Origin of the sequence: Paenibacillus nasutitermitis (assembly GCF_014641075.1) — a bacterium.
Lineage (GTDB): Bacteria > Bacillota > Bacilli > Paenibacillales > Paenibacillaceae > Paenibacillus_Z > Paenibacillus_Z nasutitermitis.
Genome location: NZ_BMHP01000001.1, coordinates 2,283,420 through 2,306,185 on the forward strand (window position 1 = coordinate 2,283,420; position 22,766 = coordinate 2,306,185).

The window sequence follows — 22,766 nt, forward strand, 5'->3', positions numbered from 1 at the left end:
AGATGCGAAGCATCCGTTTTCCCTCCGGGACCGCTGCTTGCAATAAAAAACGTATCCACTTCTCTAATCCATTGATTTTGTTCCGGGGTCAGTTCCCCCTGTCTGAGCAGTCCCGTTAATACGAACCCGAATTTGCTGTTCAAAGTCAATAACGATGAGACCCGCATTCCGATTGTTTTCGATATTCAAAATAAACGGATCTTGAGGAACAAATAGGGCGTTTATCTCTAATGACTTCTGATCCGTCACTTGTATCATTCCAGGGGACCCTGTAATAAGAGACGCCCAAAATTACAATTTATTATATATACCCTAGGCCTGCACTTTCTTTGGATTGTAACGAAAAGCGCGGACAGCGATAAAAACAAAGCTCAGAATCATGAACAGGATGCCTATCCAAATAATCGATCTTGTCCCAAAATCAGCGATAGCCGCTCCCCCAACAAAGGTTCCCAAAGCTATTCCCATATTCCCTAACGCTACGAACAGGCCATTGGCAAACGTTGGGGCTTCAAATGCTGCGGTAGTAATCGAATTCTGGCAGATGTTAAGCCCAATTGTATACAATGTTCCCCACAAGGCAATCAATAGGGTCATTGGGATAGAGTAGTCTCCCAACACAAAGACCAGCAGGTAGACGATCCCGAAGATAATTGGAAAAACCAATGCAGTTCGCATCGCACGTTTTTGCAGTAAGAAACCCGATATTAGATTACCAATTAATCCCATTGCCCCAAAAATAAACAGCATAACGCTGATTTGTCTACCAGTCATTCCAGTGATTCCATCCAGAAATTCTGCAAAGAAACTGAAAGTCGCGTACATACCAGCATTCAGTAGAATCATGGTGATGATACTATTCCACACGATCGGTTTGCGCAACACGCTTAATTGCGATCCATACGTAAGTTTTTCTTTGACAGGCATGGACGGAACAAAGATCATTATGGATATAAATGCAATTACATTAACGATGGCAAAGAAATAGAGGGATGCCTGCAGAGATAGAACATCTGCGAGCAAGGCTGCGATGGGGGATCCAATAACCATCCCGGCACTGCTACCCATTAATATTCTGGAGTTTGCTCGCGCAACGTACTCTTCACTTACTGAATTAGCTGCAGCAACGAAAGCAACCGAGAAAAAAACGGGGTGTAAAAAAGCCGGGATAATTCTCGCGACAAGAAGCATCTCGAAGCTTGGCGCATAAATAGAAACAAACCCAGATATTGTAAACAACCCCATGGAAATTAACAGGGGGATTTTGCTGTTTATTCCCGAGAGAAGCAAGGGCATAAACAGTCCAGAAATCGCCACTGCCAGAGCAAATAAGCTGACAAGCAAACCCGCTTGTGATAATGAAATGTCAAAACGCTCAGTCAGCTGAGGTAAAATACCAATAAAGCCCATCTCGGTGTTAACGATCCCAAAAATACCGAATGCCAGAATGAAGATAATAAAAGATGATTTGTTACGAGACATTTTACCACTCCTATGTTTTGTATTTAAGTACTAATATATTAGTACTACTGTATTTAAACATCCCGTAATATCTGTTGTCAATAAAAAACTATTATACTAGTTGTTTGGTATACTAAGATATTGATAATAAGGAATGACTGTGATATTCTTTAATTATGAGAAAACCTTATCAACCTAATGTAAGCGATATTCGATTGATGCCAGTTCTTAATGCGTTAAGTGATCCTCGTCGTCTACAAATGGTTTTAACGCTGTATGAACTCGGCGAGCAGAATTGTTCGGTGTATAAGGGTTTAATGCCTAAATCCACTCTAACTCATCATCTCAAAACCCTTCGAGAGGCAGGTGTGATTAAACTAAGAGTCGACGGGACACAGCATTTTTACTCGTTACGAATGGAGGAGTTAGAGCAACTATTCCCTGGCTTGATGGGAGTCATCCTCAATGTTAAACAGGAGCTCATCGAGTAGGCTTTTTGAAGAAAAAATAAAAGCTCAATGAAACAGTTCGACTGTTTCATTGAGCTTTTTTCGCTTCAAAGCGGCCGGGGAGGAGGAGGCGCGCGTGTCCAATGACACAAAAATGCCTACATAACCCTATGCTAAAAAGCTTGATAAATCAAGCTTTTGTTTTTTTATGTAGGGAAATTTGTATCATAGAAAAATGCACAAATTTCCCTACATTGTATTCCAGTGATGTGAACCTTATCCCATTTCCGATTCTGACAAGAACATGATCTCATTCCCGACGGACTGCAGGAAAGTGGAGATGATTGTGTTATTATTTGGAAAAGGCTAACAAAGGAAATGGAGTTGGTTAAATGAAGTTTGTTGAAGATAGATTATATGCAGAGCAGTTGTTAAATGAAGCAGCGATATTAAATCCTGGAACTTGGGTTCAACACTCAATAAACGTGGCAAAAGCGGCGGAATATATAGCATTAGATTTACTAAAGGCAGGATACGAAATTGACCCAAATATAGCTTATACAAGTGGACTATTACATGATATTGGTCGGTATGTAGGTTTTACCCCATCAGTCATTCATGCACTGGATGGTTATTTATTTATGATTAATAAGGGCTTCGAGGGGACTGCTAATGTTTGCGTAACGCATGAAATCCCATCAACAGACTTAGAGGTAATTAATGGTTGGAAGGAAATTCCCTTGCACGTACAAATACAATTAAGTGAGATAATAGATCAAATTGAATGGACTATCTATGACAAACTAATTAGATTATGTGATGCATTAGCAGATGATAAGGGATTTTCAACAATAGAAAAGAGAATTGTATCAGCTGCCAGTAGAAATGGAATCAATTCTAATTCACCAATTTCATGGAAAAACTACTTCACTATTAAGCAGGAAATTGAAAATATAATACATAAATCAATTTACAGGTTGCTTCCTAACATTGAGGAATCTATATATACGGATATGGCGTTAAAAGGAACAGTAAGAATAAAATAATCCAACTAAAGATAACGTATATGGCATAATTCTTGTTAAGTAAAACTTAAGAAGAATTAAGATAAGGGAGGAACGCACATATGTTTTTTGATTTGCACGGCGAGGCTAGCATGACTCCGATTGTGGGGATGCTATATTCGGCAGTAAAACAAAACGGTGCACGACTCAAATCGATTACTATTGGCATGTCGCAAGAAGAAATGGATTACAAAGGGCCTAATAATAACTATAATAGTACCGCTCAACTGATGAGACATATATTGTACGTGGATATTAAGTGGGTCTATCGAATAAAAGGAGAGGATCTTCCAACTATCTTGCAAAAGCAATACGGCCCTATGATCGATCCGAATAACAAGCTGCCGATGATTAAGGGGATTGCCTGGGATACACTTACTTCTCAATACGATGCTGTGATCGTAATGTTGAAAGAAGCGTGCCAACAGCTAACAGATTCTGATCTTGATAACGTTATCAGGTTCGGACATGAGAACGAAAAGCAAGCAACGATTCGGTGGGGATTATGGCATATGGCTGACCATAGCCGCTATCATCAGGCTAATATTAATCAACTTAGAAAATGGTATACGCAAACAGAATAGAATTGGGAATTACCGAAGGTTATTTGATTTATTGGAAGATTAATGCGTTGGGTGGGGATACTTATCGATCGAATGTCCAATATCGTATTACGTGAGGACATGCAGCCGTCGCATCATAGGATATGGGAGGGTTGACCTCCATGAGTTAATATGGAGATCCAATAAGTATAACCATACTTTACCGATGGAGCCACTTTTTACAGAGGGAGGGTCTAGGTAAGAACTTTTTGTGCATTTGCCGACCCCACATATTTCTTTACCTCCAATTAAATTCCATAAATATTTCATCTGGCACATTACTATCACGGTCAGATTCTATGAATACGTGAGCATTTAAGAGCAAAACGTTCTCTATTGAGGCAGGATAGCTAAATGACTTCGCGAATACTTTTTGAGACGGAATATTCACGAACTTCGATTATCACGTGATGTGAAATCACAGTAATATAATAAGTTAACATTTCAAGGAGGATTATATGAACACCATCATCTATATGGTTAGGCATGCTGAATCACCATACAATGAAGGAACAGAAAGAACAAGGGGACTTACCACTAAGGGCAAGGGCGATATTGAAAAAGTTACAGAAATTCTTAAAGAAGAAGGAATTGATGTCATTATATCTAGCCCGTATAACCGAGCAATTCTGAGTATTGAGGGATTGGCACAAAACTTGGGATTAGATATCGAAACATTTGAAGATCTCAGGGAAAGGCATTTTGCTAGAGAAATTATTGAGAATTTAATGTCCGTCATTAGTGAGAAATTTTATGATTTTGATTATTCTTTACCGGGTGGGGAATCTAATTCTGATTGCCAGAATAGATCGATATCAGTGATAAAAACCATATTAAAAGAACACTCTGGGAAAAAAATAGCTATTGGAACACATGGACTTGTAATGACATTGATGATGAATTATTTTGATTCAAGTTTTGGTTTGGATTTTTTAAATCAGTTAAAGAAACCAGATATTTATAAATTAAGTTTTGAAAATTTAGATCTAAAAGAAGTAATAAGATTGTGGAATGGGGATTTTTGATTAAGCTCCATCGAAATGATTCAGATTCCTCACTCGGACTCATGAATTCGCAGGATTTCATCCTTTAGTTAAAGTGAGGAAGAGGATGATGAAGCAGGCTGTGGCCGAGGGATGGAAAATTGGGCGTGCGGAAATAAAAGGTGAATAGGAATCACCCATATTGTTCCATAATTCGCACGTCTCCATTTCGCCCTAGCGATTCGCGTAAATCGCGGCTTTTTTGTTTTATGGGATAATGTTCTTGTCAAAACCCAATGACAAGAACATTATCTCATTCCCGACGGACTGCAGGAAAGTGGAGATCTTAACGACTAAGCTAACGAGCAGTTTAGCAGAATAACTGGATTAATTCGTAAATGGATTGTAACGATTTCGCCCGAATATATACATAGATTTTTTAAGGAGACGATGCAATGAATGTATTCAATCGTGCACGAAGTAAAGAAATCAAATATCATGATAAGTTTTATGCTGAGACTACATTATTCCAATCTGGCAGCTGGCTTTCCCGCCCAGTAAAAGTTGTACTCGAAAATCTAACACATATAGAAAAGAACAAGATTCAAGTCCTTGACCTTGGATGTGGGGTCGGAAGAAACAGCATACCCATTGCTCAACAAATTCAGGCGTATAATGGGAAGGTACATTGTATTGATTTGCTGCCTTCAGCTATCAAATTATTAAACCAATATGCGGAGCATTATGGAGTTACCAATACAATCGTTCCACAAGCGGTTGATGTGGAGAATTTTCTAATTAATAAAAACACATTCGACTACATTATCGCTTGTTCATGTTTAGAGCATGTTAGCTCAGAAGCGGCATTTCAAACTAAACTTGAAGAAATGAAAGCAGGAACAACAGATAAAGGTATTAATTGTATATTAATGAGCACTGAAGTAAAAGAAATAGACGTACTTTCTGGAGAGGAACAGGTAGGCTTAATTGAATTAAATCTTTCAACAGAGAAGGCATTTGCTTACCTTAGGGATGTGTACACTGGCTGGCAAGTATTGATAGAAAAAAGTGTTCAACAGGAAATTCAGGAAGAAAAGGATGGTAGAGCAATTATTTTTAGAAGCAATTGGATTACATTTGTAGTTCAAAGCAAGGGATTGAGCTAACGGGAGACGTTAGTTCAACAAATAAGGAGCAGATTGCCGCGGCAGCCTGCTCCTTGCTTTCATTAATCTAACGGACAGATTAATGGAGTATTTACGTTTTCTTCTTGTTACTCTTGTCATTTTGCCATGATCTGTTTTATCAACAACACAGAAAAAAGACGATAGTGGAACTTGAGATAGGGAGTCGTCGACATAAGTTATAACAAATCATTTTCTCCAAAAAAGAAAAGGAGTCTGATGTATGGTTAATTGGCCGGTTGTTGTAATTCTGTTCTTACTCTTTCCGATTTATGTGGTATTCAGGCTGGAAACCCTAGTAAGGAAATTAGCTAAGATCGAGCGGTGGCAAAGGGACCAGAAGAGGGATAATATAAAAAAACATAATGCTCGGATAATAGCTGACCAACAACGGGAGACAGAGGGCTCTACCGACACATAACGGAAAATAATAACGGAATGCCGATGAGATGGGATTTGAATGGGGAAACCAACTCTCCTAGCCTCCAATGAAATAACGGTCGACGGCTATGATGAACTGGACCGAGAACAAGTCAGAACAAAGATTGAAGGTGGACTGCCAGAACAAAGTTGATTGAACTAACGAGGACCGATAGCTTAACGGGTCAAAGGGCAATTGCTGACGGAAGTTGCTCTGTTTTTTTATAAGGAAGCGAAAAGCATTTACTTCCATTACCGTCAATAGGTTATCAATGGCTGTTTGTGAAAAAGTTTATAAAAGCATGATTGGATTGGTTTGTGTAGCTGTATTTAGTGCAGGGATCGCTTAGCATCTACAACTCCCAAAATATTTGGTTCGAGTTTTATTATGATGTTATTTGGTGCGATAGTAACAGTTTGCATTATTATAGGAGGTTTAAACTCACCGGAGAATCCAACACAAAGTTCTTAGTGCCGAAAAGGGTTACAGGATGGATTGAAGTTTTATTACGAACTGTCTGGTTATCCGGCTTTAATTAAAGAGGGCAATACTATTATCTTTGTTAAAATATTGATAAAATCATGGGCTTAGAAAAATTATAAATTTGTTGGGGGGATATTATTGATTTTCAGAACGATTGATATTAAAAGGGATAGGGATACTATTGTGGCTTTTCGTAAAGATTCGTACGTTGTGAGCTACGGAAGCGATGAAGGCTTTGGGGACGAAGAAGAATATGTAATACGAATTAGGGATAGGGTGAATCGCTTCCCTGAGGGATTGGTTCTTGTCGAATATAATGATATAACCATTGGGCAAATTGAACTTCAAATTCTAAATTACGAAGAGACGGATATCGGATATGTGAATTTGTTTTATCTAATGCCTGGGTATCGCGGCAAAGGCTATGGAGATCGGCTATTGGAATATGCTGAAAACTTTTTCCGTAATCATCATGTAAGAGAATACCATTTAAGAGTCTCTCCTTCAAATCATGTGGCTGTTAAATTTTACGAAAAACATGGATTAAAAAAGTTAAAGGAGGAGAAACAAAACTATATAACATGGCGAATGGCAAAGGAGTTGAACTAACAGGCAACGTTAGATGCAGACTTGAATAGAGGGGGAGAGTGTAATTAGTACTCATCATTTTGAAGATCTAGCCCAACGTTCTAAGAACAAGGAGTTAGGCATTGAAGAACTTCAGAGTAGATTAAATACTGCTGCGATACTAAACCCCCAAATCGATGGGTTTTCAGCTAAATTGCAAAAAAACGAGCGCCTCGGTACGATGGGAGTACGCAACGGGTCATCGCCCTTTATAATCCCATCCTCCAGGAGGACGCTCTGAAAATAAGTCTCAAAACCTTTGCTGGGCATCAATGACAACAAAACAATTTGACGATGAGGTGTTTAAAAATGGCATTAATGTCCACATTCACGAGCTTCAATCTGCCTGTAAACAACGTAGAACAATCGAAGGCGTTCTTCACCGGGCTCGGATTCGAGCTCAACCCGCAATTCCCCGAGAATGAGAAGTCGGTAGCCATTGTGATCTGCGACAACCTGCAGGTCATGCTGCTCACCAAAGAACTTTTAAAGTCGCTCACGCAGAAGGAAACCGTTAATACGGAAAAGTATGCGCAAATGACGATCGAATTGGCCTTCGAGAGCCGAGAAAAGGTGGATGAAATCGTGAATACTGCGGTCTTCTTGGGCGGAAAATCGTACGAAGAACCTGAGGATTATGGATTCATGTATCATTGGGCCTTCGAGGACTTGGACGGCCATATGTGGGCAATCAACTACATGAACACGGATGCAGCTCAAGGTTAAGGATAACGGAGAGCGCACTCATACTTGGATTAACAAGGGTAGACGCCGGGCCTTCCCCGGCGTCTTCTTCGCGATGATTAGTTTTGTTCGGTATAGGCTTTGAAATTGTCCATAATCGCTTGCCAGCCTGCTTGCTGGAGCTCGGCGGGGTTGGAGCTATCCGCGTCGAACGTTTCAATGACCTTCGTCTCATTCCCTTGATCGACGAAAGTAATGTCTCGGTATCCTACTGGAGTGCAATCGGCATCGCATGGGGACTTAGCCGTCAAGCACTGATTTTAAGGTTGAGCCAAAAAATTATGCAACTAGAGAACGTACACAAACATGAATGATAAATCCGGCAATTGAAGAGGGTTTGACATCGCTTGGCCTTTCCGTTGGCGGTACCGGAGTACAGTATTCAAAGAAAAAGCAAGATAGGGGAACTTATAAAAAAACAGAACGAAAATCGAGCTATAAGGTGTATGTGTCGAGTTACAAGAACTTACGTCCTTAGCCGACTTATGACAACAAACCTCCTTAACCGCGGCAACTTATTTGTTAACTAACTGGATGTGTTAACGGTAGCACAATCGAAATTGAATATTGCCGTTAAAACCATCAGTTGTTTGATAATAAGGTATGGGTGCCATAGACATCCGTTTCTTCAGGAGAAAGGAGTTTCGCGTCCGCAACGATCCAGACAAGGATTGGGGATTTGACAAGGTGAAGAAGTGGTGACATAATATTTACATTGAATAAATTATTCAATCAAAAATACTGGGATATTGCAGGGAAATTTGGTGCTCCTAAATCTTAAGGAAATGAAGGGATTCAATTGAAGGATGAGTTTCTACCGTTGTTCGAACCTGTTGATCTGCCGAGTGGAGTTCAACTAAAAAACAGAATTGTGATGGCGCCAATGACTCATACGGCGTCACATTTGGACGGCTCTGTTTCAGAAGTAGAAATCAAATATTATGTACGACGCGCAAGAGGGATCGGTATGCTTATAACGGGTTCGGCAGCGGTTATGGCAAACGGAGGCTTTCCGGGATCAGCAGCGGCCGACCGAGACGAGTTGATCCCGAGTTTGCGTAATCTCGCTTCTGCGATCCAGAGCGTAGGCACAAAAGCTGTATTGCAAATCGCTCATGGCGGCCGCAAATGTCCGCCGTTTATGGATGATATTGTGGGTCCGAGCTCCGTCCCCGAATCTAAAGAAGGTGCTGTTGTCCCGCGTGAGTTGACCGCTGAAGAAATCCCTGACATTATCCGTGCTTTCGGCGAGGCGACAAGACGAGCGATTGAAGCGGGTTTTGACGGAGTGGAAATCCACGGCGCCAACGGATTTCTCATTCAACAGTTCTATTCGCCCCATGCTAATAGGCGTGATGACCAATGGGGAGGATCAAGGAAAGAACGAATGAGACTCCCTCTAGAAGTGGTAGATGAAGTTAAGCGTGTCGTCCAACTGCATGCCAAACAATCATTTATTGTTGGTTATCGGATAACACCGGAAGAAGCCGAGACGCCGGGCATTACGCTGGATGACACGTTGGCGCTCGTCCAAGCTCTTGCGTTGAAGAAGATGGATTACCTCCATGTTGCGCAAAATGACATTTGGTCGGGTTCTCAGCGTGCTAATGTCGACACTCGACCGTACCTTGAAATCATTAAAGAACACGTCGGCAATCTTCCCATTATCGGGGTCGGATCGATTCGTACAGCTGAAAATGCCGCCCAGGCATTACAAGCGGGGGTCCCTCTGATTGCTTTGGGGCGAGAACTTATTATAGACCCTGAATGGCTGAAGAAAATAGCACAAGGGCGCGAAGACGACATCAAAACAAAGCTAGCTAAGACGGATCAACTCCAATTGGAGATACCCGATTCGTTGTGGGGAATGATTATGCGTGTCCCCGGATGGTTCCCGGTCGAAACGGAAGCATGAGTTAACGATGAGAAATTTACATACCAAGGAGGAAATTTCAATGCGAGGAAAAGGGATTACGTATGAGACAGGATTTATTAATGAGTCGGGCACCATTACCCGTGAAAGCTTTAATGCCACAATCGTCGAGCGTGAGATGCGCATTATCCGGGAAGACCTGCACTGCAATGCGGTCCGTATCACTGGCGGTGATGCGGATCGTTTGGAAATGGCGGCCAGATCAGCAGCCAATGCCGGATTGGAAGTGTGGTTTTGCCCATTCACATGCGGTTTGACCATTGACGAGCAATTCGACTTTATCGTCGATTGTGCCGAGCGTGCCGAGCGGATACGCAAACTGGGAGCGGAGGTCGTATTTCTCACCGGATCTGAGATTAGCCTTTTTACTGTCGGGTTTCTGCCCGGTGAAACACTTCAAGATAGACTATCCTTGTTTGCCGCTCCAGAGAGGCTTCGCGAGGTATTGACTACAATTCCCTTGCAGATTAATGAATTTTTAAGCAAAGTCGTTGTGCTTGTCCGGGAAAAATTCGGCGGAAAGCTCAGCTATGCCTCGCTTCCTTTTGAAGGGGTGGATTGGTCGCTCTTTGACATCGTCTCGACAGATGGAGGGTACAGGTCGGTCGAAGTTGCCGACCAAATTATCACCGGCACGCGAGCTTTGCTGGCTGTAGGAAAACCCGTAGCCATAACCGAATTCGGGTGCACCACCTACCGTGGCGCGGCTGACCTAGGGGGACGCGGCGACAAGATCATTGTATGGGACGATGCAGGCAAACCGCTCAGACTCAACGGTAACTATATCCGTGACGAGGCTGAACAAGCCGCGTACATTCGTGAATTGCTGGACATTTACAACAGGGAAGGGGTCGACTATACGTTTGTATGCTCTTTTGCTTATTATCATCTGCCACACCGCAGTGACCCACAAGAAGACTTAGATATGGCCAGCTTCGGGATTGTGAAGGTATTTGAAGACCGTATGGGATACACGTATTCCGATATGCCTTGGGAACCCAAGCTGGCATTTACCACCCTCGCTGACTACTATCGCGGTTGATCGCATCTTCGCTTGAGATTGACAAAGCATTGTGGTGGTATAATAATGATTTTATAGTTGAATAAACAAATTAATCATTATTGGGGTGGTAACAATTCCACGGAAAGAAGAAGAAAATAAACGCATAAGAGAGGCACAGCGTATAAGCATCCTGGAAGCGGCGAAAGACATCTTTGCCCGCAAAGGCTGGTCAACTACCATCTTAGATATTGCCTCTGCTGCTAGCGTAAGTCCAGGATTGATTTATCATTACTTCGCGAACAAAGAAGCTATTTTTTGTGAACTGTTAGGTCAAACTATTCAATCTGATTTGGATATATTCCAGCAACTCATGCAATCCGGGGATACGGCTGCGCAGCGTCTGGAAGTGCTTATCTCCAGCATGCTCAAATTCAGGCAGGATCAAATTAAACGATTCGGAATTACTGTACAGGCTGCGAAGGAAACATCGTCGTCCGGCAACGAACTTGAAATCATGCAGAGGATTTTCAAAAATCTCAAAAGCGATGATTCGAAAGCCAAGGATTTGCAAGAACTGATGATGAAACGAATGCAGACCATACATGAGATTGTATTGCAATTGATTGTTGAGGGCCAAAAAAACGGAGAGTTTGCTCCAGATCCGCCTCACAAATTGGCCTTGATGATCTTCCAATCTATCCAAGGCTTAACTACGCTTGCACTCGACAAGCCAGAAGAATATGAACAACATTATCCTTATACAGACATCATCATGCGGATGCTGAATTGTAGAAACATCTAGGGATGTGTATAACAAGGGGCGTTGTGCTTTTCAAAAAAGTAGACGCCTCAAAGCATTCGGTCTGTTAAAGAGGAAGGGGGTGTCTTAAAGAGCCCCTCCCTATTGAGTTATAAAATTGCGTTTCATATTTTCCACGGGACTAAATTTCTTATGCTGCTGCTTGATATCGCTGCTGAACAACTCCACATAATAATCGACCATTTTCAATGAAGCATGGCCGAGAATACATCTAAGCGTAAACGGATCTCCGCCGTTAAAAATATTAAATTGGGCCATTTATGCCGGAACTCATGTGGGGAGACTCTGACACCGGTAATGCCCGCTGCGTTAACATAGGCCTGCATTTTGTCTTGCAAGGCTCGTGTACTGATTTGTTCGTTGTCCATGTTGACGAATAAGGCATCCGTCTCCAAATCGCCTCTTACATCCAAATATTTGCGAATGATTTTCCCGCAGGTTTGTTGGAACGGCACTCTGCGTGACCGTCCGCCTTTTCCCTTCGTAATTCGAATCTCCAATAGTTTGTTGCCAGAGCAAACGCTCGAGAGAATTAACGGTCTTTCGGGTTCCCCAGTAATTATCGATTTTAAAAATTTTCTTTAGAACAGGGCAATACATGTCGGGTGACAAGAACATGATCTCATTAAAGGCCGCGTAAATCGCGGTTTTTTTGTTTTAAGGGATAAGGTTCTTGTGAAAATCCAATGACAAGAACCTTATCTCATTCCCGACGGACTGCAGGAAAGTGGAGATCTTAACGACTAAGCTAACAGGAGATTTGCACAATATTGTTGTTTTCGAAGAAAATCCAGATTTTCACTTGAACCTTACGTAACGTAATGATTTATAGTGAACGTAAGAACAGGACGAACACGGGCCTACTGCCAAAAAATCGAGCAAATATATTCGAAATCGGAGGAGAAACAAAAATGAGAAAACTCGTATTGTTCATGCATGTGTCGCTGGATGGGTATGCGTCGGATTCGAATGGAGGACTGGATTGGATTCCGTACAACGAGGAATTAGAGAAATACGCCGAGGAGGTTGTAGCCGAAGTCGGCTCTCCCGTATACGGACGCACGACGTATCGGATGATGGAGAGCTACTGGCCCACGGTGCTGGACAATCCGAATGCGTCTACGCACGATATGGAGCATGCCAAATGGGTGCAGGATGTTAAGAAGATCGTCATTTCCGGCTCGATGGACAAGGCGGAATGGAATAATACGATACTGATCAAGGACAATATCGCAGAGGAAATCAAGGCGCTCAAGGAGCAGCCAGGCAAAAATCTCGTTATCTTCGGCAGTCCGGGGGCGGCGAAAACGCTGCTTGAGCTTGGCCTGATCGACGAATTCATGCTGACGATTTGCCCGGTCATCCTTGGCGGTGGAAAATCGGTATTCCACGGCGACGGTGAGAAAATCAGGCTCAAGCTGCTGTCCAGCCGAACGCTCAAGTCGGGCATTATCGCGGCCCGCTATGAGTTGGAGAAATAGCCGTGCCGTACAATAAGAATTAATAAACCAAAAAAACCATTTCCAATAATTAGTGATGTTTTTTTATGTACTGGGCCGACATTTCTAAGTAACGCAAAAAAAGTGGTCTGGAACAGATCTAATATCCCAAATCCAGGAGTAACGAGGAACTTATGATCTAGTAAATTCAGTTAGAAGTAACGCGGAATACTGGGAAACTCGTACGTTCCGTGTGGAACAGGAGAAAAGCTGGAGATAACATTAAACGCCCCAAATAGATAATTGAGATTGGAAAAAGTAAATGTCACCACATCGAAAGGCAAAGGAATTTTAAATAAGGTTTATGTGATAGGCTTAAAAAAAATCAAAAGGAGTAGATCACATGAAAACTGAAAATAATACGCAATTACCAAACATTGTGTCCCGAGATGAGTGGCTTGTTGCTCGCAAAGAGCTGCTCAAAAAGGAGAAGGAACTCACCCGTGCACGAGATGCGCTGAATGCCGAACGCCGCCGACTGCCGATGGTCGAGATTGATAAGGATTACGTTTTCGATGGATCGGACGGCAAGGCCAGTCTGCTTGACCTGTTCGAAGGACGCCACCAGCTCTTCATTCGCCATTTTATGTTTGATCCAAACTGGGACAGGGGATGCCAAAGTTGTTCTGCAGCGGCTGACGAAGTATCTGACGGCCTTCTAAAGCACTTGCACGCTCGTGATACGACGTTCGTTACTGTCTCCCGTGCACCGCTGAACAAAATTGAAGCGTACAAGTCACTTAAGGGTTGGAATTTCCCTTGGTATTCCTCATATGGCAGCGACTTTAATTATGACCACCACGTTACACTGGATGAGTCCGTTGCTCCCATCGAGTACAACTACCGTACCAAGGCAGAACATGAACAGGCAGGAATGACCTATTTCACAGAGGGGGAACAGCCCGGTCATAGCTGTTTTCTACGTGATGGGGACAAAGTCTTTCACACATACTCCATGTATGCCCGTGGCGCCGAGATGCTTGGGGGCTCGTACTATTTCCTTGATTTAACTGCGCTTGGTCGACAGGAAGAATGGGAGGAACCGAAGGGTCGTGCAGATGCCATGCATGGTGCAAATCCCAACTTCTTGGATTGAAAAGCGAGTGGAAAATTCTAGTGTTGTTTTTTAAGTAAGCGTCAAACCTAACCCACCTTTAACCCAACGGATCTCCAAGAGAAAATGAAGACAACCTAATCGTTCATGTTTAAATCTGAATTAGACATAATCTCAATTTGATGACGAGGTGGGGCTGTTTGATACTTATCTCTTATCTCTTATCTCTAAAGGGCCGTAGGGATTGATCATACTTGCCCCCAAGGGCGGATATCAGAAACTCAAGTCATTTTCTTTTGGGGGTGCTATTTAGTTGAGATTTTTAGAACATGAGAAGTAACTCCTTTATTTATGGATAAGAGGCCCTCCCATATTTACAGTTGAATGTTGTTGCGCATAACAAATACTGTTAATAATCGGAGGTAATAAAGATGAAAAGAGATAGACAATTTTTAGATATCATAGCAAATGCAAATCAAGACTTTTCAGGATGGGATTTCTCCTATATTACAGGGACTGGTCGAATGGCAAGTCAATTGCTCACTTGGTCCTATGGCAGTATGGCAGTATCTATGGTTCAGCATGCTACCTCTATGTTGGATATGGGAACCGGAGGTGGTGAGTTCCTATCAATGTTAAAGCCTCTTCCTAAACGAGTGTTCGCTACTGAAGGATACTTTCCTAATGTTCCAGTAGCCAGAGAAAGATTGGAACCATTAGGTGTAGAAGTTGTACAGGTTGGGGAAGATTTAAAACTCCCGTTTGAAGACAACCAATTCGACCTGGTCTTGAACAGGCATGAAGCCTATTCTTCAGAAGAAGTAAGAAGAGTTATGACAGAAGATGGGATATTTCTTACTCTACAATCAGGTGAGCTCGATTGTCGTGAAATAAATGAAACATTTGAAGTTCCGCTAAATGACGAATACAAACATTGGAACTTAGAAACGGCAATAAGGCAAGCTAGGGCGGGAGGCTTTGAGGTTCAATCAAGTAAGGAAGAATTCCCGATTCAAAGATTTTATGATGTAGGCAGCTTGATTTACTTCTTAAACGCAACACCGTGGCAAGTTCCGGGCTTTGAAACTGAGGAATATCTAGTGCAGCTATATAAAATTCATCAAACCATCCAAGAACATGGTTATTTTGATGTAACACAACATCGCTTTTTCATCAAAGCACGATCAATTTAGAAAGTGGGGGCCTTCTAAGCGGAAGGCTCCTTTTTCAGCATGGTGAGCGAATATCGGGACGAAACGTTTCATTTGTAACAACACATCGTAAAACAGTCCTTTTCCGATCAAGGTGAGGGCTATTTGACGCTTACTTTTTTAAACAAACGGGCGCATAATGCTCCCCCAATGTAGTTCCGTCGTTAACAGCGATCGACACCTGTAGTTGCAAAAGATTGACATCATTGACGGTCCTTAAGGGACAAGTCAAGCTTGATGAGTATAACAATAACGCTAGGAAGGAGTCGGGTAATGGTCGCGAGTCAACCTCTCTGGATTTTTATAATTTAACTATATCAGCCCCCACAATGAACTTGAAGTGCCCAAAATTCAATAAATAGTGTGCTTTTTTATTTATTTCCGTTAAATATCCTTATACTCGCTTGGCGTGTAGCCCGTTCTTTTTTTGAAAACCTTATAGAAATACTTCACATTGTTGAAGCCTACCATTGCAGCGGTCACGTTTACGTTGTGTATGCCCGCCCGAAGCAATTCTTTTGCTTTTTCGATTCGATAATTGCTCACGTAGTCTACGAAGTTTCCGTTCATTTCCTTCTTGAATATGCTGCTGAAGTATGTCGGCGTTAGGTGGATGTGTTCGGCTACGGACTCCAAGGATAGTTCTTTGGCGTAGTTTTCATGGATATATCTGCGTGCCTTTTCGACGATCCGTTTATTCCCCTTTTCTCTGGCTTGTTGTAACGCCTCGAAGCTGATCTTTAACGTTTCGTGGAACCATCCGATAATTTCATCAATATAGGTACGCTGATTGACTTCTTCATAAAGCGTGAGCTCATCGCCTAATAACGCCATAGGCGCAACATCCAACCGTTCAAGTATTTTATGGATCAATAAAATAATCTGGAAATTCAGTTTCAACAAGCTGGCCCTGTCCACGAAATCAAGCGAGAAAAACGGGGTATACAGTTCCTTGACAATATTCATGGCCGCTTCTTGTTCGCATTTTTCAAAAGCCGAGAGCATTTCTTGCTCAATTTGAAAGCTGAGCACCTTGAATTTCTCGCGTCGAACGTCGGGATTTTCGAAGGGAATTACGCAATTTCCGCCCCTGATCAGACGTTGCGACAGTGCTCTTTTTGATGTTTCGTACGAATGGATCAGGTTGAAGAAATCGGTCGTCGTCGTGCCGATTCCAATCGTCACTTCATGCTGCAAAAACTTCAAGATGCTATCTTTTATTTCGATGCAAGGCTTCATGATTGGAGACATATCCGCATTCGGGTCTTCGTCGGGAAAGTTGACAAGCAAACCGAGCCCATCCTCTAAATCAAATGCAAACGAGAAGAAGCCACGGTTCATGAATATTTCACCGGCAATATTTTCAATGCCATATTTGATCAAGGAGATTTCATTCGGCGAAAAGCGTTCGACTAATACGATGTATCGATCCAGACTGATGCTGAGAACGCAAAACGAGCGGTGTACGAAGCTGATTTCCAACTCATGAAACTGATGTCGCAAGTAGTTTTCCGAGTTCGATTTTTGGGTTACGAGTTCTTCGATAAAGTGGCGCCTCATCGATGAGATGCCTTGGTTCATCTTAATCTTCATGAGCAAGTTGGATTCGTGAAAGCGACTTTGCTGATTCAACTTCTTTTTCAACTTATGAATCACGACCTCGAGCTGCCGGGCAGAGACGGGCTTCAACAAGTATGAAAGGGCGCCGAGATCCAGCGCGGTTTGAACGTATTCGAACAAGTCGTAGCCGCTTAACAATACGAAGAAGGTTTCGTCGTTCATTTGCTTTAACTTCGCCAGCAACTCGATACCGTCCATTCTCGGCATTCGAATGTCGGCAATAATAAGATCGGGGCGATGGCGCTCGATTTGATGCAAAGCTTCAATGCCATCCACGGCTTCCTCAATGTCGCTGAAGCCTAAGCTCTCCAAGCTTTGAATCACGGAATCTCTGACAAGGTTTTCATCGTCTACGACAAGTATTTTCATAAGCGTTCTCCTTCCGGCGTTGTCAGTGCATAATTCGGCTTGTCCAGCGTTTCGGCAGGCAGTGTAATTTTGACGACCGTCTCCGAGCGATTGTTCATGTACAGCTTTAATCCATACTGGGCCCCGTAAGTCAGTTTGATTCTGGCGTTCACATTGAAGATCCCCATATGTTCGGAATAAAGATTTGTCGTGAAATCTCCGTTCCATTCCAAGGATTGATTAATAAGAAGCAGTTTGTCCCTTTCTATCCCTACGCCATTATCGACAATATAGATGAAGAACATATCCTTGGAGGATTTCGCGGTTATTTTAAGCGTTCCTTTTCCTTCTTTTGGGTCCAGGCCATGAATAAAGGCGTTTTCGATCAAGGGTTGAAGGGATAACCGAACGATGCCGTACGACAGAACGTCATCGTCGATATCATAGCTCACTTGGTACCTGTCGGAAAATCGGCATCCTTGAATATATATATACTTTTTGACATGCTCAAGCTCTTCCGAGAAGGAGACGATGTATTTTCCCTTGTTCAGGCTATATCTGAACATGGCGGAAAGGCTTTTGATCATGGTAGCGGACTTGGCGAAATCCCGCTTGTCTATGACGGATAAAATCGAAGTCAGCGTGTTGAATAAAAAATGCGGATTGATCTGGCTTTGGAGCGCATCCAACTCGGCTTGTTTTTTTAATAGGCGGATCTGGTAGTTTTGCTGAATCAGATTCTCGATGTTCTGGACCATCGCGTTAAAGGTAACACCGATCTGGCTAAGCTCATCCTCTCCCTTGACGGCAACCCGTGTACTGAAATCCCCTTTTGACAGCTCCCTCAAGGAGAAGAGGAGCTTCTTCAACGGGATCGTGACGATATACGAAAAGTATAAGGAAAGAACGAAAGCGAAAAGAATAAGGACAATCAATAAAACCAAATTGATATTGCGCAAAAATAAGTTCTTTTTCTTCAACTCTGACAAGGGAATAGCGGAGATCACCTTCCATTGATATTTTTCGGAACCGCTGAAATTGACAAGCCATTTATGGTCCGCGATTTTGGGCTTGAATGACCCGGAAATATTCGTTTGCGCATGTTTGATTAATTTTTCGTAATAAGCCGGAGAAAGCGCGGCATCCGAATAAATGACCGCGCCGCTTTTCCCTACAACCATGAAGTGTTGATTATTTTCCCACTCGATGGTGGAAACGATGTTGGAAAATTGGGATATTTCCTGATCGAAAACGATAATTCCCATCGGCTGGCTTGTTTGCAGATTAATAATCGAGCGCGAGATGGAAATGACGGATTTATTGTTAGGTGAGCCTGCATCAATGAATTTATTGCGATGCGGTTCCATGGTAAGGGGCATTCCTTTAAGACTCATGGTTTCCGTGAACCACGGTTCATCTTTAACATTGTAAAGATTAATCGCATTGCCTTGTTTGCTGGAATAATAGAGGACGCTTCCGTCTGTGGATAGAAGTGTTATCGCGTACAGGTTTTCATTGCTTTGAAGCAGGCTGTTTAAATAGTTGGACACTCTGCTATAAGTGGACAAATATTCAGTGCTCATGCTTTCGCCGGGGCTGGCCAGCACATGAATGATATCGCTCAGGTTTGAATATACCGCCATGGATTGGCGCGTCAAATTCATAATATTCTCTTCCATGGTTTTGACGATCTGCAGGTTTAACCGCCCTTGATAATTGCTATAGTCTCTCTCCAAACTCGATGTGGACATGGTGTACGAGATACCGCCAAATAGGATAATCGGCAAGGTTATAACAGCGACGTATATAATAAAAAGCTTGCTTTTAACGCTTTTACGAATGAGCTTGATGAACGTTATCAACTCCTATCTCCTTATCGCGGTCGGTAGACTAATTTACTTTACCATCAGAATTCGCAACTTAGCAATATGAGCAAATAGGAAAGCGTCTTTTGGTAAGTACTTCAAGTGATTGTAGTAGCGGTCAGGCTTCACATAGCTGCATAAAAAAGTGTACCTTTTATTGAATTTTGATCACTTCTCGCTTCTCGCTGATGACCTTATAGTTGAGTAGCAGGGACAAGCATCTAAAACGACAAGGGTGGAATGAACATGAAAAAGAAATGGTTGGGGTTTCTTAGCTTCACTTTAATTGCGCTGTTAGTTTCCGGTTGCGGGGCGAATGGGAACAATGAATCGGTACAGCCGACCAATGAAGCAAGTCAATCGGCACAAGCGAGCAATGAGGCCAGTCAGCCGGCAAGCGAGGAGCCCGAGGAAGAGGTTACGATAAAGTACGCTTCATGGATGTCGAAGGGTGAGGACAAGCCTACGATAGAAGCGTTTATGAAGGCGAATCCGCATATTAAGGTCGAGGAGGAAGTCATCGACGGCAAGCAGTACGCCCAATTGATTCAGACAAGAATATTATCGGATGACGCTCCGGATGTCTTCATGTTGCCTTTCGCTCAGTATACGCAATATGCCAAAGAAGGACATTTGCTAGACCTTACCAACGAGCCCGGAATGAAATTAATGATTGATACTCCCGCGGTTGATAAAGTCTTTACAGTCGAAGGGAAGAGATATGGATTTATGGGCAGTTCAGGCGCGCCAATCAATCCAATTTATTTCAATAAGAAAATTTTTGAAAAGTACAACCTTGTTCCGCCGACCAATGCCGAGGAATTTCTAAAGGTGAGCGAAGTTCTCAAAGCGAATAACGTTGAACCCCTCGTATTCGGAGCGAAGGATGCCTGGACCATATCGGGAACACTCTTTACGGCCATGTTCCGATCCTATGCATTGCCCAAAACCGATAACGATTTCAACTATGCTCTGGCCAAAGGCAGCGTAAAGCCATCAGAGATTATGGATTATCCGCTTTCCTTCATTGGTGAGCTTGTGAATAAAGGTTATATTTCCAAGGCATCGTCCACGTTAACCTATGACCAGTCCGTACAGTATTTTGCCGACGGGAAAGCGGCTATGCTCCCTCAGGGCACCTGGGTTCCGACATTGGATCCTATCGTCAATGCAAACAAGGATGAATTTGAATTAGGCGCTTTCGTTCCACCGGTTCCGGAAGTAAATGGCGTTAAATACGCCGTAAGCAACGGGGACAGAATTCTGGTTATCTCCTCCAAAACCAAAAATCCGGAAGCTGACAAGAAGCTGTTTAATTTCTTCGTTGAACCCGGAAACCTGAAAGTGTATCTGGAGTCGCAATCGCTGCTCTCAGTCTTAAAAGGGCTGGATTTAAAAACGGTTCCTGTATTGCAAGATTATGTCAGCAGCATTGCATCTGACAGCTTCTCGGTTACGATCGGCAGCAAATCTGCTTTAACGCCAGCCTTTAATAAAGAAGTGGATATTGCGCTTCAGAATATTCTGGTCGGCTCGAAAGTGGAAACGGAATTAAAGCGGCTGGATGAAGAATTCGAGAAAACGAAAAGCCAAATGATCATTTCGGAATAACAAAAACGTTGGGGAGGCGGTTAGAAATTATCCGCCCTCCTCACTAAATGAAATGAGGCAAGGATATGATGACTAAACGTAAAAGACGAGATTTTATATCTGCTTGTCTTTTTATCGTCCCGGCGTTATGCGTATTTTTAACCTTTAAGTATTATCCGCTCTTGATGACATTGTATTATTCATTCACCGATTGGAATGGATTCAACAGAGATTTTCAATATGTCGGATTTCAGAATTTCATAAATATCTTTCATGAAAGCAAGATTTATGGCGCTTTTCTGAATACGATTTACTTTGCCGTTATCAGTATATTGGCAGGCACGGTAATCCAGTTGGGACTAGCCTTAATATTAGTCAATAAGTTGAAGGGCAATCGGTTCTTCAGGACGATATTATATATCCCCTCCGTTATCAGCTCCCTGATCATAAGTTTAACGTGGATTTCGTTCTTTCAATATAACGGTATCATTAATCGGGTTCTTGAATCGATCGGCCTTGAAATGCTGATTCGCGATTGGCTGGCGGATGTCGATATTTCCATGAACGTGTTGGCGGCCATCAATGTTTGGCAATGGGCGGGGTATGGCATGATCATTTATATTACAGGCTTGCTAAGTATCCCTACCGAAGTCAATGAAGCGGCCTCGCTGGACGGTGCCACGGGGTGGCGTAAATTTGTGCGGATTACACTGCCGCTTATAATGCCCGCAGTCACGGTCAATATGTTTATTTCAGTCACCGGCGCTTTAAAGGTGTTCGAGCTTCCTTTCGTGCTTACCGGCGGCGGTCCGATGAATTCGACGAACACCGTCACCATGCAAATTTATAACACGGCCTTCCTGTCCAACCAGTTCGGGTATGCAAGCAGTATCGGTCTGACTTTCTTCATCTTCATCGCCACACTTACCCTTATACAACTGAGAATAACGAGAAGGATGGAGGTAGAGTACTAAATGGTGAGAAAATTACAGTATCTGGTGCTTTACTTCGCTACTGCGGCCATTTCCATTCCGGTGCTTAACATAATATTGAGCAGCTTTAAAACGAATGAAGAAATAAACCGCGTATTTACGCTTCCTGCCTCGCTTAATTTTTCCAACTATATCAGAGTATTTGAATCTTCCTCTGTGTTGATGAATATTCTTAATTCCCTCGCCATAACCGGCAGTGCGATCCTGATTGCGATCTATCTGACATCGATGGCCTCCTATTCGTTGGCCAGAAGGGCTGAAGCTTTTTTTCAATTCCTGTATCTGGTCTTTATCAGTGCGGCTATGATTCCGGTCGCTGCCAATCTGGTGCCCTTATATGTGCTGATTAATAAGCTCGGACTAGTCGATACGCGGACGGCCATTGTTCTCATCAGTACGGCAGGCGCTATTCCAATGGGGATTTTGTTATACACGGGTTTTATCAAAGGGATTCCCAGAAGCCTGGAGGAGTCGGCAAGTATAGATGGGTACGGCAATTTAAGCATTTTTCTGAAAATCATATTACCCTTGCTCAAGCCTGTGACGGTTACTTATGCGGTCATTTCAACCATCGGCATATGGAATGACTTTTTAATGCCATTGTTGTTTATACGCACCGAATCCAAAAAAACAATTACGCTGGCGGTATATTCTTTCATGAGCGAATATGTCAATGATTGGGGAGCCATCTACGCGCTGCTGACCATTGCTTTTATAATACCGGTGTTGTTCTTCATCCTGAACCAGAAGCACTTCTACCATGGGGTGACGGACGGCGCGGTCAAAATGTAAATCTATAGCGAAAGAAGGGGA

General features: G+C 42.7%; 20 protein-coding genes. 15 read left to right on the plus strand and 5 right to left on the minus strand.

The features are described from left to right. Positions 1 to 63: 63 nt before the first annotated feature. Entirely contained in the window at positions 64 to 258 is a 195-nt protein-coding gene (locus tag IEY46_RS09750) for a pyridoxamine 5'-phosphate oxidase family protein (RefSeq protein ID WP_188991396.1), read from the minus strand. 54 nt (positions 259 to 312) lie between these two features. Beyond that, positions 313 to 1,482 carry an MFS transporter gene (locus IEY46_RS09755; RefSeq protein ID WP_188991398.1) on the minus strand — a complete coding sequence of 390 codons (1,170 nt, stop codon included), beginning with the start codon at positions 1,480 to 1,482 and terminating at the stop codon, positions 313 to 315. A gap of 820 nt (positions 1,483 to 2,302) precedes the next feature. Between IEY46_RS09755 and IEY46_RS09765 the strand changes: the two genes are divergently transcribed. From IEY46_RS09765 to IEY46_RS09810, 9 genes are all read left to right on the plus strand, one after another. After that, entirely contained in the window at positions 2,303 to 2,956 is a 654-nt protein-coding gene (locus tag IEY46_RS09765; RefSeq protein ID WP_188991403.1) for an HD domain-containing protein, read from the plus strand. Positions 2,957 to 3,036: 80 nt separating this feature from the next. Continuing rightward, positions 3,037 to 3,558 (plus strand): DinB family protein, encoded by a 522-nt coding sequence (locus tag IEY46_RS09770; RefSeq protein WP_188991405.1) that lies wholly within the window; start codon positions 3,037 to 3,039, stop codon positions 3,556 to 3,558. Between the two features lie 476 nt (positions 3,559 to 4,034). Then, entirely contained in the window at positions 4,035 to 4,601 is a 567-nt protein-coding gene (locus tag IEY46_RS09775) for a histidine phosphatase family protein (protein ID WP_188991407.1), read from the plus strand. A gap of 413 nt (positions 4,602 to 5,014) precedes the next feature. Continuing rightward, a complete protein-coding gene (locus tag IEY46_RS09780) occupies positions 5,015 to 5,725 on the plus strand; it encodes a class I SAM-dependent methyltransferase (protein WP_188991409.1) in 711 nt (236 codons plus the stop codon). A gap of 1,060 nt (positions 5,726 to 6,785) precedes the next feature. Continuing rightward, positions 6,786 to 7,256, plus strand: coding sequence for a GNAT family N-acetyltransferase (locus IEY46_RS09785; RefSeq protein ID WP_188991411.1), 471 nt, complete (start codon positions 6,786 to 6,788; stop codon positions 7,254 to 7,256). A 327-nt stretch (positions 7,257 to 7,583) separates the two neighbouring features. Continuing rightward, positions 7,584 to 8,000: a VOC family protein gene (locus IEY46_RS09790; RefSeq protein ID WP_188991413.1), complete on the plus strand. Its 417-nt coding sequence runs from the start codon at positions 7,584 to 7,586 to the stop codon at positions 7,998 to 8,000. 817 nt (positions 8,001 to 8,817) lie between these two features. After that, positions 8,818 to 9,933 carry an NADH-dependent flavin oxidoreductase gene (locus tag IEY46_RS09800; RefSeq protein WP_188991415.1) on the plus strand — a complete coding sequence of 372 codons (1,116 nt, stop codon included), beginning with the start codon at positions 8,818 to 8,820 and terminating at the stop codon, positions 9,931 to 9,933. Positions 9,934 to 9,973: 40 nt separating this feature from the next. Then, positions 9,974 to 10,993: a glycoside hydrolase family 113 protein gene (locus IEY46_RS09805; RefSeq protein ID WP_188991417.1), complete on the plus strand. Its 1,020-nt coding sequence runs from the start codon at positions 9,974 to 9,976 to the stop codon at positions 10,991 to 10,993. Between the two features lie 85 nt (positions 10,994 to 11,078). Continuing rightward, positions 11,079 to 11,756, plus strand: a complete 678-nt coding sequence (locus IEY46_RS09810) for a TetR/AcrR family transcriptional regulator (RefSeq protein ID WP_188991419.1) — start codon at positions 11,079 to 11,081, stop codon at positions 11,754 to 11,756. Between the two features lie 203 nt (positions 11,757 to 11,959). On the opposite strand, the gene IEY46_RS36315 is transcribed toward IEY46_RS09810, so the two are convergent. Then, positions 11,960 to 12,229, minus strand: coding sequence for a tyrosine-type recombinase/integrase (locus IEY46_RS36315; RefSeq protein ID WP_229750177.1), 270 nt, complete (start codon positions 12,227 to 12,229; stop codon positions 11,960 to 11,962). A gap of 456 nt (positions 12,230 to 12,685) precedes the next feature. On the opposite strand from IEY46_RS36315, the gene IEY46_RS09820 reads away from it, so the two are divergent. The 3 genes from IEY46_RS09820 (at position 12,686) to IEY46_RS09830 (ending at position 15,520) form a co-directional block, all read left to right on the plus strand. Beyond that, entirely contained in the window at positions 12,686 to 13,255 is a 570-nt protein-coding gene (locus tag IEY46_RS09820) for a dihydrofolate reductase family protein (protein WP_188991421.1), read from the plus strand. A 361-nt stretch (positions 13,256 to 13,616) separates the two neighbouring features. Further along, positions 13,617 to 14,369 (plus strand): DUF899 domain-containing protein, encoded by a 753-nt coding sequence (locus IEY46_RS09825; protein WP_188991423.1) that lies wholly within the window; start codon positions 13,617 to 13,619, stop codon positions 14,367 to 14,369. Positions 14,370 to 14,758: 389 nt separating this feature from the next. Then, on the plus strand, positions 14,759 to 15,520 hold the full coding sequence (locus IEY46_RS09830) for a class I SAM-dependent methyltransferase (RefSeq protein WP_188991425.1): 762 nt from the start codon (positions 14,759 to 14,761) through the stop codon (positions 15,518 to 15,520). Positions 15,521 to 15,922: 402 nt separating this feature from the next. Here the strand turns inward: IEY46_RS09830 and IEY46_RS09835 are convergent, their stop codons facing one another. Next, complete coding sequence (locus IEY46_RS09835; RefSeq protein WP_188991427.1) at positions 15,923 to 17,527, minus strand: response regulator transcription factor; 1,605 nt, start codon at positions 17,525 to 17,527, stop codon at positions 15,923 to 15,925. Then, on the minus strand, positions 17,524 to 19,368 hold the full coding sequence (locus IEY46_RS09840) for a cache domain-containing sensor histidine kinase (RefSeq protein ID WP_188991429.1): 1,845 nt from the start codon (positions 19,366 to 19,368) through the stop codon (positions 17,524 to 17,526). Before IEY46_RS09840 ends, IEY46_RS09835 begins: the two co-directional genes overlap by 4 nt. Positions 19,369 to 19,617: 249 nt before the next feature. Here IEY46_RS09840 and IEY46_RS09845 point away from each other — a divergent pair, with 249 nt between their 5' ends. The 3 genes from IEY46_RS09845 (at position 19,618) to IEY46_RS09855 (ending at position 22,745) form a co-directional block, all read left to right on the plus strand. After that, on the plus strand, positions 19,618 to 20,982 hold the full coding sequence (locus IEY46_RS09845) for an ABC transporter substrate-binding protein (RefSeq protein WP_188991431.1): 1,365 nt from the start codon (positions 19,618 to 19,620) through the stop codon (positions 20,980 to 20,982). Positions 20,983 to 21,047: 65 nt separating this feature from the next. Beyond that, a complete protein-coding gene (locus tag IEY46_RS09850; protein WP_229750178.1) occupies positions 21,048 to 21,935 on the plus strand; it encodes a carbohydrate ABC transporter permease in 888 nt (295 codons plus the stop codon). Further along, positions 21,936 to 22,745 (plus strand): carbohydrate ABC transporter permease, encoded by an 810-nt coding sequence (locus tag IEY46_RS09855; protein WP_188991435.1) that lies wholly within the window; start codon positions 21,936 to 21,938, stop codon positions 22,743 to 22,745. Positions 22,746 to 22,766: the final 21 nt, after the last annotated feature.

Coding starts and splice junctions, on each gene's coding strand:
- IEY46_RS09765 (WP_188991403.1), top strand. CDS start 2,303: ATGAAGTTTGTTGAAGATAGATTATATGCAGAGCAGTTGTTAAATGAA.
- IEY46_RS09855 (WP_188991435.1), top strand. CDS start 21,936: ATGGTGAGAAAATTACAGTATCTGGTGCTTTACTTCGCTACTGCGGCC.
- IEY46_RS09755 (WP_188991398.1), bottom strand. CDS start 1,482: ATGTCTCGTAACAAATCATCTTTTATTATCTTCATTCTGGCATTCGGT.
- IEY46_RS09830 (WP_188991425.1), top strand. CDS start 14,759: ATGAAAAGAGATAGACAATTTTTAGATATCATAGCAAATGCAAATCAA.
- IEY46_RS09825 (WP_188991423.1), top strand. CDS start 13,617: ATGAAAACTGAAAATAATACGCAATTACCAAACATTGTGTCCCGAGAT.
- IEY46_RS09750 (WP_188991396.1), bottom strand. CDS start 258: ATGATACAAGTGACGGATCAGAAGTCATTAGAGATAAACGCCCTATTT.
- IEY46_RS09775 (WP_188991407.1), top strand. CDS start 4,035: ATGAACACCATCATCTATATGGTTAGGCATGCTGAATCACCATACAAT.
- IEY46_RS09770 (WP_188991405.1), top strand. CDS start 3,037: ATGTTTTTTGATTTGCACGGCGAGGCTAGCATGACTCCGATTGTGGGG.
- IEY46_RS09835 (WP_188991427.1), bottom strand. CDS start 17,527: ATGAAAATACTTGTCGTAGACGATGAAAACCTTGTCAGAGATTCCGTG.
- IEY46_RS09820 (WP_188991421.1), top strand. CDS start 12,686: ATGAGAAAACTCGTATTGTTCATGCATGTGTCGCTGGATGGGTATGCG.
- IEY46_RS09780 (WP_188991409.1), top strand. CDS start 5,015: ATGAATGTATTCAATCGTGCACGAAGTAAAGAAATCAAATATCATGAT.
- IEY46_RS09850 (WP_229750178.1), top strand. CDS start 21,048: ATGATGACTAAACGTAAAAGACGAGATTTTATATCTGCTTGTCTTTTT.
- IEY46_RS09790 (WP_188991413.1), top strand. CDS start 7,584: ATGGCATTAATGTCCACATTCACGAGCTTCAATCTGCCTGTAAACAAC.
- IEY46_RS09805 (WP_188991417.1), top strand. CDS start 9,974: ATGCGAGGAAAAGGGATTACGTATGAGACAGGATTTATTAATGAGTCG.
- IEY46_RS09845 (WP_188991431.1), top strand. CDS start 19,618: ATGAAAAAGAAATGGTTGGGGTTTCTTAGCTTCACTTTAATTGCGCTG.